The following is an 11,301-nucleotide window of genomic DNA, read 5'->3' on the forward strand; positions in this document are numbered from 1 at the left end:
GGATATCTTTTTATATTTATTATTACAAAACATTATTTAATATTAAAATAATTTTAAAAAGTATTACTAATTGAGCATTATTTCCATCAAAAGTAATACTTTTATTTTAATATTATTTTATGAGTTATAAAATGGTGAAAAATTATGGATAAAAAGACAATGGCGATTATAGGGGTTGTTGCCGTAATCCTTATTGTTGTTGCCGCTTTTGCATTCATGGGTGGTTCCAAGGATAGTGACCCTACCCATTTGACTGTAGCAGCACACAGTAACATTAAAGAACCGAAAGCAGGTTTCAATCCTCTTACCGGTTGGGGATGCGGACACCAAAACTATAATCCTTTAGTACAAAGCTGTTTGTTTAAAACAGATTCAAACGGAACTATTGTTCCTGACCTTGCTACTAACTATACAGTAAGCAGCGATGGATTAAAATGGACTGTAAAAGTAAGAGATGATGTAAAATTCTCAGACAATTCAACATTCAATGCTAAAGACGTTGCATTCACATTCAACACAGCAAAAGATACTGAAACTGATTTGGATTTAACCAATCTTGCAAATGCTACTGCTACTGACGACACTACCGTTGAATTCAATTTGGTTGAACCAAGATCAACATTTATTTATGATTTAAGATATGTCGGTATTGTACCTGAAGAATATGATAACAACACTTATGGTGAAAAACCTATCGGTACAGGACCTTATGTATTGGACCACTGGGATAAAGGTCAACAAGCAATATTCAAAGCAAATGACAATTATTATGGTGACAAACCATACTTCACTCAAATAACCTTATTATTCCCTGAAGAATCTACCTGGTTAGAACTAGCCAAATCCGGTCAAGTTGATGTAGTGCCTGTTGCAACCTCTGCACTGAACCAAACCGTTGACGGATACCAATTCTACGAAGTTTCCGCAGGTAGGGCACAAGGTGTATCATTCCCATACCTTGAAGACAATGGTAACACAAGTCCTGCAGGAAGCAAAATAGGTAACAACGTAACTGCAGACAGAGCAATCAGAGAAGCACTAAATGTAGGTGTTGACCGTCAAAAAATGTGTGATGACATATTCTCCGGACACGCTAAACCTGAATACACAAGTGTTGACACAAGGGATTATGCAAACAACGCTTCAAAAGTACAAGACGCTAATGTCAGCCAAGCTAAACAAATCTTGAAAGATGGCGGATGGGAAGACACTAACGGTGATGGAATCGTAGAAAAAGATGGTGTAAAGGCATCATTTGACTTATACTACCCACCAGATTATCTTGATAGGCAATCTTTGGCAACAGTATTTGCTGAACAAGCAAAAGAAATTGGAATTGAAGTAAATCTCAAAGGTGCTGACTGGGATACCATCTATGCAAACATGTACAGCTCAGCTGCAGTGATGCAACAAACTTCACCGGACCCATACAAATCCATATATCAGCAATACCACAGCAAAGAAGCTGATGACTTCTACATGAACCCTGGTTTATACAACAATTCAGATTCCGATAAATTGATGGAAGATGCTATGCACTCTACTGATTTGAATGCTGCTAATACTTTATGGGCCCAATCTGCTCTTGTTAACGATGGAGGTTGGGGTCCTGCTGGTGACGCTCCATTCGCATGGCTTGTAAACTATGACTACAACTACTTCATTAAGAACGGTATTGATATTGGAAACCAACCTGACGGTTTAGGAAACGATGTTTTAATTAATATCTGTGATTGGACAAGAACCAACTCCACAGTATAAACATTTTTTCCTTTTTTTATTTTTTAAAAATTAAGGGGGTTTATTTCAATGAACAAACAAAAAATAGCAAAATATTTTGGTTTTAAGTTAGTACGTTTCATCGTATTGATTATTGCAGTTGCAATATTTAGTTTTATATTATTAGATTTATCCCCTATTGACCCAGTAAATGCTTACTTAAGAGGTGCTGCAGTATCAGAAGCACAAAGGCAAATTCTGCAACAATACTTTGGGACCAATGTTCCATTGCCTACTAAGATTTTCCATTGGCTTTCAGATTTGCTTCAAGGTAATTTGGGAACTTCCTTAATCTATCGTGCTCCAGTCATTGATGTTATTATTGATAAATTTTTGGCTTCTGTAGTATTGATGGCAATCTCATGGATATTGAGTGGTGTCATCGGTTTTGCCTTAGGAGTAGTGGCTGGTAAAAATAAAGGGTCTTGGATTGACAAGGCAGTTAAAGTTTACTGTTATGCAATTCAATCCGCTCCATCATTTTGGGTTGGTATGCTTGTTTTAATGGTATTCGCAGTTTATTTGGGATGGTTCCCTATAGGATTCGGTGTTCCAATCGGTGTAAAAAGTACGGATGCAACGTTTATGGAGTGGGCATCCAGGCTTGTTCTTCCAACATTGACGTTGAGTTTAGTTGGTTTGGCGCCGATTGCCATGTACACACGTAATGAGTTAACCCAAGTTTTATCTTCCGATTATGTATTGTTTGCAAAATCCAGAGGAGAAAAAGGTTGGGATTTAGTGAAAAATCATGGAATTAGGAACATATTGCTCCCGGCAATCACATTGCAATTCTTATCATTCAGCGAACTGTTTGGTGGAGCTGTAATGATAGAACAGGTATTTTCCTATCCTGGCATTGGGCAGACGGCAGTAGCGGCGGGTCTTCAAAATGATGTGCCTCTATTTTTGGGTATTGTTGTTGTCAGTGCAATATTCGTATTTGTCGGTAATCTGCTTGCAGATATTTCTTATTATCTAATCGATCCTAGAATCAAGGAGAGTGAGTTCAATGATTAGGAAGAAAAAAGATGATAAGGAACAATGGTTCATTTATCGTGCAAATCTCAGAACAAAAACTCTCATAATCATTGTGCTTTCTGCACTGGTTATCATAAGTATTTTTGTATGCGGTTATTTCATAAGAGATATTCCAACCAGTTTTACCAGCGCTAATCAAATGCCTTCATTGGAACATCTTTTTGGTACTGATTGGATGGGTAGAGACATGTTCCAACGTACCATTGCCGGACTTGGATTAAGTATTATGGTAGGTTTCATTGCATCTGTTGTTAGTACATTTATTTCTATAATTCTAGGTTTATTCTCTAGTTTCAATAGATTTGCTGATGAAGTCGTTGCAGGAATCATTGACTTGTTCGGTTCAATTCCGCACATTCTATTAATCATTCTCGTTTCCATCATGTTTGGTGGAGGAGTAATTGGAGTAATTATGGGTGTCGGTTTAACTCACTGGACTCCACTGGCAAGGGTCCTTAGGTCTGAAGTGAAAGAAATCAAGACCAAGGAGTATATTCATTTAGCAGAAAACTTAGGAAAATCAAGAGCTTGGATTGCAATCAAACACATTTTCCCATTAATCATTTCCCAAATAATTGTAGGTGTGATCTTGATGTTCCCTCATGCTATCATGCACGAAGCGGCGATTACATTTTTAGGATTCGGTTTACCACCTCATGAACCTGCAATTGGTGTGATATTGGCTGAATCAATGCATTACTTATCATCTGGATACTGGTGGTTGGCATTCTACCCTGGTATGTGCTTATTGATTGTTGTATTGCTATTTGACTTTATTGGGGAAAACGTTGAAAAACTGCTCAATCCTGAAACTGCTCAAGAATAAGAGAAATATTAACATTTCTCTTTCTTTTTTTTAAAATGGGGATATATTATGAACATAATCATTAGAGAAATTAAAGATGACGATTTTGAGATTTTGGCTGTAAAAGATTTTTTATATGATCAAATCAAGAAAGAATATGGAATTGGTCCAATGCCGGAGTTTCATTATGATATCGATGGTTTAAAAGAGTATTATGTTTTGCCCAAGAGAAATACTCTATTTATTACATTGGATGATGATAATATAGTTGCAACAGCCGCTGTTAGAGGATACGACAAAGACTACGAATTTTTTAAAGACATCTACTCTAAAGATGATACTGCAAGTATCTGGAGATTGATGGTAGATGAAGAGTATAGGAGAAATGGTCTTGCACGCATTCTCATTGAATCCATTGAAAACTTCGCCAGAAATGAAGGTTATAAACGAATTTATTTGAATACCCACAGATATCTTGAAGCGGCAATACCATTTTGGAAATCCATTGGCTATGAGATAACCGTGGAAGAGGATGACTATGATGAAACTACCCATATGATTAAAAATCTGGTTTAGGGTATTTTTCCTAAAAGCTTATTTTATATTATACTTAAAATTATTATTGATGAAGCGAACGGCACTAAAAATCGGATATATCGGAACTAATTTTCATGGCTTTCAAAGGCAGCCTGACCTAAGGACAGTCGAAGAGGAGCTGATTTACCATCTGCGCAAGCTCGACTACATTGATGATTTGAAAAAGTCCAGATTCAGGATAGCTGGCAGGACCGATGCTGGAGTGCACAGCTTAAGCAATGTGATAAGCTTTCAGTCCGAAAAGGAAGTCCGTGTAAATGAGATTAATAATTCCTTGCCGGATGACATCCAGATTTTAGCTAGCGCTCCTGTAAGGTATGCTTTTAAACCGAGATATGCTCAAATGAGACATTATCGCTATATGCTGTTCCAGGATTTGGATGTTGACAAACTTCGGGAAGTTGCCGAAATCTTTAAGGGAACACACAATTTCACCAATTTCACAAAGCGCTTTCAAAAGACAACGACTAGGACAATCGATGATATCAAAGTTACAAAAGTCGATTTGGAGGATTATCACAAAAAGGAGTTTCCAAACTTGCATGAGACAATCTCCCCAATCTTTGTTGACATTTATGGCGAATCATTCTTATGGAATATGGTCAGAAAGATGATGAGGGTTTTTGTTGATGTGGCTATTGGAAAAATGGATTTGGATGAAGTTGAAAGGTTATTGAATCCAACAGAAGATGAACCAAGAGCCTATATTAAAGTCATGGAAGCCGAATATCTTATTTTAATGGACATCGAATACGATGGAATTAAATTCACATATGATGATTATGCCTGTGAGCGATTTAGACGTGATTTAATCGATTCTTTAACCAACTTGCAAAAGAGATATGCAATTCGTGAATCAATGGTAAAAAGTTTAAATGATTTATGCCAATATTAATATGAGGTATTCCAATGGGTAGGGTTTATACGGTTTTTGATAAATTTTCTATAATATGCATCTTTGTTGGCTTGGCTTTGGGTCTATACCTGGCTACACACAATAGCGATTCAGATTTATGGATGAAGGCAATTTCATTTATACTTGCTTTTTCGTTAGTTCTAACTGTGGCGCCGGCATTTTCAGCAATATTGGCTGCCATCAGGGGTGATGAAAAAATTTCTATATTTGAAATTGTGGAAGCATTTCTCCTTAATGTTGCAATGACTGGAGTTTGCACAGCTTTTGGTCTTGTATTTGGATCATTGATATTTGGAAGCATCATTCCAAGCAATAGTGTCATATTCAAATAATGGAAGTAGAGATTTTCATTATTTCTTATTTTTTGTAAAATCTTTTAAAGTATTTTTAACAAACATAATATGTGAGTGATGATTATGAAAATAGCGACTGTTTTGGGGACAAGGCCGGAAATCATTAAGATGGCCCCTATTATTGATGAGATTTCAAAGAGAGGCATTGACCAGATTATTCTGCATACCGGTCAGCATTATGATGAGGAAATGTCTGATAATTTCTTCAGGGATTTGGAAATTCCTGCTCCGGATTATAATATTCAAGTCGGTTCAGGCACTCATGGTAGGCAAACCGGTTTGATGATGAAGGGAATTGAAGAGGTTCTGCTTGAGGAAAAACCTGATATTGTGCTTTTGCAGGGCGATACCAATGCAGTGCTTGCGGGCGCTGCCGTGGCTTCTAAACTGCATATTGCAATTGGCCATGTTGAAGCGGGTCTCAGGTCATTTGATATGACAATGCCTGAAGAAGTGAACAGGCGTGTGGCTGATGTTTGCTCAACAATGTATTTTATTCCAACTGAGGAATCTGCAATCAACCTTTTGGCTGAAGGATTTTCCAGAAAAAATATGTTCATAACTGGAAACACAGTGGTGGATGCATGTTTCAGACACTTGGAAATAGCTAAAAAGAGAGGTTTTGAAGAGGAATCTTTAGCTGCGCTTGACATTGAGAATATGGATAACATTTTGACTTTAACAATGCACAGGGCGGAAAACGTGGATGACAAACAGAGAGTCACCAATATCATCGAAGCATTGAAAGAATTAAGTGATATGAATATTATTTTCCCGATTCATCCAAGAACAAAAAACACTCTTCAAAATTTCGGTTTGTTTGATGAATTGAACGGTCTTGATCATGTTCATATTATAAAACCATTGGGATACTTGGATTTCCTGCAACTTACTTCCGCTTCCACTTTAATATTAACAGACTCCGGCGGCCTTCAGGAAGAGGCAATCACTCTAAATGTTCCTGCCTTAACTTTAAGATACAATACCGAAAGGCCAGAAACAGTAACCGCAGGAGGAAATATTCTTGTAGGGTCTGATAAAGAGGTAATCCTGGAAAATGCCAAAAAAATATTAAACGATGAAGATTTTGCCGAAAAAATGAAAAACGCTCCAAATCCATATGGAATGGGGGATTCAGCAAAGTTAACAGTTGATGCAATCGAAGATTTCTATAACCGTGGATTACTTAACATCACTGCTCCTGAAGATATTATGGGTTCATTTACAAGAAAAATGGCTAAAATTAGTGAAGACATCACTGTCAGTGAATTCGAGCAAAAGGAAAACGCCTTGGTTCAAATGGCATTTGATGGGGATAAAATGGTATTTCCAGCTGATGACTTAAATATAAAGGATATGTGTGTTACTTATGATTCAAGAGAATGATTCCATTTTGGTATTCGAATATTTCACGGCTTCCGGTGAAAAAGATAAATGTATCATATCAGAAGCGGAAGCTTTGGTTTTTGCACTTTTAGATGATTTATCTGACTTTAACATAGATTTGGTCATTAATGAATCTTATGAAAGTGCTGTTAGAGATTATGATAATGTCAATCCGATTTTAATAGATGTTGATATAATAGATTGGCTTAAAGACAATGCAGCAAATTTCAACAATGCTATTTTCATAGCTGCAGAAAACAACAACAACCTTTACAACATCACAAAAATTTTAGAGGAGAATGGTGTAAAAATCTATAATTCATCAAGTGATGCCTGTTTAATATCTTCTGATAAATCAGAGACTTATGAGGCACTTTCAAATATTGTTCCGCAACCGAGAACATTTAGGTTTAAGATAGATTCCAAAGGATATTGGAAAAGGGCAATTGAAAACCTGCATGAAAAATGGCAAGCGGAAGACCCATTGACACCATTAAAACTTATCATAAAACCTTTGATGGGTGTGGATTGTGAAGATATTGTCATAATTGAAAAAATCGAAGATCTAACTTTGGATTTGGATAAGATATTCAAACCGGGTTCCAGAGTTATAGTTCAGGAATTCATAGATGGGACTGATATAAGCGTCAGTTTAATATCTGATGGTAAAAATGCTGTTCCATTAAGTTTAAATAAACAATTTGTAACTCTTAAGGATGATAAGGGAACTTATGTTGGTGGAGAATTGCCATTTGAAAGCGAATACAAGGATGAGGCATTTGAGATAGCTGCAAAAGCAGTTGAAGCCATTGATGGTTTGAGGGGTTTCGTTGGTGTTGATTTAATTATTAATGCTGATGAAAAGGACATTTACTCTGTATATCTTTTAGAAATCAATTCAAGATTCACAACTCCCTATGTCGGACTAAAACAGATTGCCAATATTAACATTGGAAAATCAATAATTGATTTGATCGATGAAAGAATGGATATTGCTGGGATAGATAATTCTTTGGATGGAAAAGTTGAATTTAAGAAATCCGGAGATAATATGGTAATTAGGAGAATATAGGATGAAAATAGCTGGTTTTGATATTGGCGGAGCTAATACTGATTTGGCGGTTATTGACTTTGATGGTGATGAAATCAGAAACATTGAAGTTGATTTTGCTTATCTTCCTATGTGGAGCAACAATGATGATTTATCAGGTGTTTTAGTTGAATTGATTGAAAATATATGTCCTTTATCTGAAATTGATGCTGTTGGAATTTCAATGACTGCAGAACTCGTTGATGCATATGATACTAAAAAAGACGGAGTTTTAGATGTAGTTAAAAAATGCGAAGATACATTTCCATGCCCGATAGCTTATGTTGGTATTGATGGAATGTTGTCAAAAGCCGAAATTCAGGAAACTCCTCTCAAGGCAGCAGCCGCTAACTGGATAGCTACAGCCCAAATTGCAACCCTTATTTCTGATAATTGTATTTTCATTGACACCGGCAGCACTACAACCGACATCATACCGATTAAGGATGGTGTGGAATGCGCTATCGGCAAATCTGATTTTGACAGGTCTGCAACAGGGGAGCTGGTCTATACTGGAACATTAAGAACTAACCTGGCCAGTTTTCTGGATAAGGTTGAACTGAATGGAAAAGAATACAGAGTTGCTAGTGAGCTGTTTGCACAGACTGCTGATGTCTATACTGTTTTAGACTTAATAAGTCAGGATGATTATGTTTGCGATACTTTTGACGGTGAATCCAAATCAAAGATTGACTGTGCTAAAAGGATTGCCCGTGTTGTGTGTGCGGATTTAGAAATGCTAAGCATGGATGATATTGTTGAAATGTCTAAATTCATTCATCAAAAACAAGTTGAACAAATTGCTGATGGCCTAAAACAAGTTTGGGAAACTCAAAAATTGGATTTGATTGTTGTAACCGGTCTTGGAAAGGATATTTTGGATAAGCCTGCAGCAGAGCTTTTAGGTTTGGAAGTCAAATCCATGGGTGATATCTTAACTGACGAAGAATGTGTTGTTGCACCTGCAGTGGGAACTGCGGTAATGATGAACAGGTATCTGAACTAATACCAGACATCTTTAAGGCCAAGCAAATAAGCGCAGGTGTTTGTCAGCAAATGGAAAAATAACGTTAGGATAATGGCTAAGATTATGCATATCCAGTTTAGTTCAACAACTAATGACACCATGATTAATGCAACTATTATGAAATCTAACTGGTCTAATAATGGAGCCGGTTTTCCACGGCCAATTCCAAGTCTTCTTTTTATAAAACTGCCTATAGCATCTCCTAAAAGAGCTCCAAATCCAAGTAGAAATCCAATTTGTATTCCTGAGTATAAATCGGTAGCTATTGGGGTTATGATGTATTGACCAAATGTTTCTATCAATCCTGGACCGAAATACCCTTGTATTGCACCGGTTAAAGTTCCGACGAGGGTTCCTGCTATTAAACCTCTCCATGTTACGCCGTCGCCAATCCAACGATTCCCCGCACTATCGGATTTTCCAAAGTCAACAGGCATTCCTCCTCCAAAGAGCAATCCGCTGCCGTTTGAAAAGTATGCCGGAAGTATGAAATAGAGTGTTGTGACACATGCAATTAAAAACATCTGGATATCAATATTCATTAATCATTACTCCATTATCTTTGTATATAAATTATATTCTAACTAGTATATATTAATTAAGTTTAAATATTAAATTAAGTTAAATATATAATATTATGTAAGTTTGTACTAATGATGTTTTATTGTTAGTAGAGGGTGATTTGATTGAAGATAAAAAATACAAAAAGTTTATGCCCGGAGTGTGGAAAGACTCTTGATGCTGAAGTTTTCAGTGAAGATGGTAAAGTCTTCATTAAGAAAACCTGCGATGAGCATGGGGAGTTCATAAACACATACTGGGGAGATTATGAATTATATAAAAGGGCTGAAGAATTTATCCCATCAATTACCTCCGTTGAAAACCCTTCTGTTGAGGACATGACAAGCTGTCCTGACAACTGCGGGTTATGTTCAAAACACGAAACTTCAACTGTTCTGGGATTAATTGATGTAACTAATAGATGCAACTTAAGATGCCCTGTTTGTTTTGCTAATGCAGCAGCTGCAGGATATAAATATGAGCCTTCACAAGATGAGATAAGGCAGATGCTTAAAAATTTAAGGAATCTGAAGCCTCATCCATGTCTGGCCATCCAATATGCCGGTGGTGAGCCTACCGTTAGAAAAGACATTGTCGAGCTTGTTGAAATGGCAAAAGAAGAAGGTTTTACTCATGTTCAAATAGCTACAAATGGTTTAAGATTGGCTAGAAAAGAAGAATTGGCTAAAGATTTAAAAGCAGCAGGATGTAATACAATCTATTTGGCATTTGACGGTGTAACTTCTGAACCATACATTAACAACAGGGGTAAAGATTTACTTCCATATAAATTAGATGCTATTGAAAACTGCAGGAAAGCAGGGTTAGGGGTTGTATTGGTTCCGACACTGATTAAAGGAATCAATGATCACCAGGTTGGTGAGATAATTAAATTCGCATTTGACAATAATGACATTATTTATGGAGTCAACTTCCAACCGGTATCATTTGCTGGAAGAACTCCTGCCGATGAGGTGGAAGAGCAAAGAATCACCATTCCTGATTTTGTCAGAATCATTGAAGATGAAACTGATGGACAGGTTCCTACTTCTTCATTCTACCCTCCTTCCTTTGTTGAACCTATTGCGGAAGTCATTTCCCGTTTGAATGGTGAAGATTCACCGAAAGTAACTCTAAATTGCCACCAACATTGCGGAATTGCAACTTATGTGTTTAGAGAAAAAACAGAGGGTGATGGTAAGGATAAGTTAATTCCAATCACAGATTTCATTGATGTTGAAGATCTATTCAAGAAGTTGACTGAATATAATGAAAAACTTGAAAGGGGCAAATTCGGTTCTCATAAGAGGGTTTTAGCTGGTTTAACTGGAAACCTCCCTAAAATGGTTCACCCCAGCAGAACTCCTGAAGATTTGGACATTGTCAAAATCTTAGTAAATGTATTTGCTAAAGGAGATTATGAAGCGTTAGGAGATTTCTCTAAAGATGCGATGCTTATTTCATGCATGCACTTCATGGACCCATTCAACTTTGATGTTGACAGGGTTAAAAAATGTGTTATTCATTATGCAACTCCTGACGGCAGGATTATACCGTTCTGCACTATGAATTCAAAGTATCGTCAAAGTGTAGAACAAGAGTTTGCTCAACCTTTAAAACAAAAATAATTTAATTTTCAAATCACCAAAAAACTTATTTTGTATTTGGGGCTTCCCGAATACTTCAAAATTTTTTATAATTTAATCTATTCTTATTAGTGGTATAAATGGATATTATCAAAGGAAA

At 36.6% G+C, this 11,301-nt stretch carries 11 protein-coding genes; 10 read left to right on the forward strand and 1 reads right to left on the reverse strand.

The window, feature by feature from the left end:
- Nucleotides 1–144: 144 nt before the first annotated feature.
- From ACKI4K_RS08300 to ACKI4K_RS08340, 9 genes are all read left to right on the forward strand, one after another.
- The gene (locus tag ACKI4K_RS08300) at nt 145–1,761 is read left to right on the forward strand and encodes an ABC transporter substrate-binding protein (RefSeq protein WP_407424098.1); all 1,617 of its coding nucleotides are present in this window, start codon (nt 145–147) and stop codon (nt 1,759–1,761) included.
- Nucleotides 1,762–1,809: 48 nt separating this feature from the next.
- The gene (locus tag ACKI4K_RS08305; RefSeq protein WP_407424100.1) at nt 1,810–2,799 is read left to right on the forward strand and encodes an ABC transporter permease; all 990 of its coding nucleotides are present in this window, start codon (nt 1,810–1,812) and stop codon (nt 2,797–2,799) included.
- Nucleotides 2,792–3,646, forward strand: a complete 855-nt coding sequence (locus ACKI4K_RS08310; protein WP_407424102.1) for an ABC transporter permease — start codon at nt 2,792–2,794, stop codon at nt 3,644–3,646. Before ACKI4K_RS08305 ends, ACKI4K_RS08310 begins: the two co-directional genes overlap by 8 nt.
- A gap of 48 nt (nt 3,647–3,694) precedes the next feature.
- Complete coding sequence (locus ACKI4K_RS08315; protein WP_407424104.1) at nt 3,695–4,201, forward strand: GNAT family N-acetyltransferase; 507 nt, start codon at nt 3,695–3,697, stop codon at nt 4,199–4,201.
- 49 nt (nt 4,202–4,250) lie between these two features.
- Nucleotides 4,251–5,117, forward strand: a complete 867-nt coding sequence (gene truA, locus ACKI4K_RS08320) for a tRNA pseudouridine(38-40) synthase TruA (protein ID WP_407424106.1) — start codon at nt 4,251–4,253, stop codon at nt 5,115–5,117.
- 14 nt (nt 5,118–5,131) lie between these two features.
- On the forward strand, nt 5,132–5,470 hold the full coding sequence (locus tag ACKI4K_RS08325) for a hypothetical protein (RefSeq protein ID WP_407424108.1): 339 nt from the start codon (nt 5,132–5,134) through the stop codon (nt 5,468–5,470).
- An 84-nt stretch (nt 5,471–5,554) separates the two neighbouring features.
- Entirely contained in the window at nt 5,555–6,877 is a 1,323-nt protein-coding gene (wecB, locus tag ACKI4K_RS08330) for a non-hydrolyzing UDP-N-acetylglucosamine 2-epimerase (RefSeq protein ID WP_407424110.1), read from the forward strand.
- Nucleotides 6,861–7,949, forward strand: coding sequence for an ATP-grasp domain-containing protein (locus tag ACKI4K_RS08335; RefSeq protein WP_407424112.1), 1,089 nt, complete (start codon nt 6,861–6,863; stop codon nt 7,947–7,949). The genes wecB and ACKI4K_RS08335 overlap by 17 nt, the downstream gene beginning before the upstream one ends.
- A 1-nt stretch (nt 7,950) precedes the next feature.
- Nucleotides 7,951–8,973 carry a hydantoinase/oxoprolinase family protein gene (locus tag ACKI4K_RS08340; protein ID WP_407424114.1) on the forward strand — a complete coding sequence of 341 codons (1,023 nt, stop codon included), beginning with the start codon at nt 7,951–7,953 and terminating at the stop codon, nt 8,971–8,973.
- Here ACKI4K_RS08340 and ACKI4K_RS08345 read toward each other — a convergent pair.
- Nucleotides 8,970–9,536: a CDP-2,3-bis-(O-geranylgeranyl)-sn-glycerol synthase gene (locus tag ACKI4K_RS08345; protein ID WP_407424116.1), complete on the reverse strand. Its 567-nt coding sequence runs from the start codon at nt 9,534–9,536 to the stop codon at nt 8,970–8,972. The two genes, ACKI4K_RS08340 and ACKI4K_RS08345, sit on opposite strands and share 4 nt — an antisense overlap.
- Nucleotides 9,537–9,680: 144 nt before the next feature.
- Between ACKI4K_RS08345 and tes the strand changes: the two genes are divergently transcribed.
- Nucleotides 9,681–11,183 carry a tetraether lipid synthase Tes gene (tes, locus tag ACKI4K_RS08350; RefSeq protein ID WP_407424118.1) on the forward strand — a complete coding sequence of 501 codons (1,503 nt, stop codon included), beginning with the start codon at nt 9,681–9,683 and terminating at the stop codon, nt 11,181–11,183.
- Nucleotides 11,184–11,301 lie beyond the last annotated feature (118 nt).

The organism is Methanobrevibacter sp., assembly GCF_045644645.1.
GTDB lineage: Archaea > Methanobacteriota > Methanobacteria > Methanobacteriales > Methanobacteriaceae > Methanocatella.

Coding starts and splice junctions, on each gene's coding strand:
- ACKI4K_RS08335 (WP_407424112.1), top strand. CDS start 6,861: ATGATTCAAGAGAATGATTCCATTTTGGTATTCGAATATTTCACGGCT.
- wecB (WP_407424110.1), top strand. CDS start 5,555: ATGAAAATAGCGACTGTTTTGGGGACAAGGCCGGAAATCATTAAGATG.
- truA (WP_407424106.1), top strand. CDS start 4,251: ATGAAGCGAACGGCACTAAAAATCGGATATATCGGAACTAATTTTCAT.
- ACKI4K_RS08300 (WP_407424098.1), top strand. CDS start 145: ATGGATAAAAAGACAATGGCGATTATAGGGGTTGTTGCCGTAATCCTT.
- ACKI4K_RS08305 (WP_407424100.1), top strand. CDS start 1,810: ATGAACAAACAAAAAATAGCAAAATATTTTGGTTTTAAGTTAGTACGT.
- ACKI4K_RS08340 (WP_407424114.1), top strand. CDS start 7,951: ATGAAAATAGCTGGTTTTGATATTGGCGGAGCTAATACTGATTTGGCG.
- ACKI4K_RS08310 (WP_407424102.1), top strand. CDS start 2,792: ATGATTAGGAAGAAAAAAGATGATAAGGAACAATGGTTCATTTATCGT.
- ACKI4K_RS08315 (WP_407424104.1), top strand. CDS start 3,695: ATGAACATAATCATTAGAGAAATTAAAGATGACGATTTTGAGATTTTG.
- ACKI4K_RS08345 (WP_407424116.1), bottom strand. CDS start 9,536: ATGAATATTGATATCCAGATGTTTTTAATTGCATGTGTCACAACACTC.
- ACKI4K_RS08325 (WP_407424108.1), top strand. CDS start 5,132: ATGGGTAGGGTTTATACGGTTTTTGATAAATTTTCTATAATATGCATC.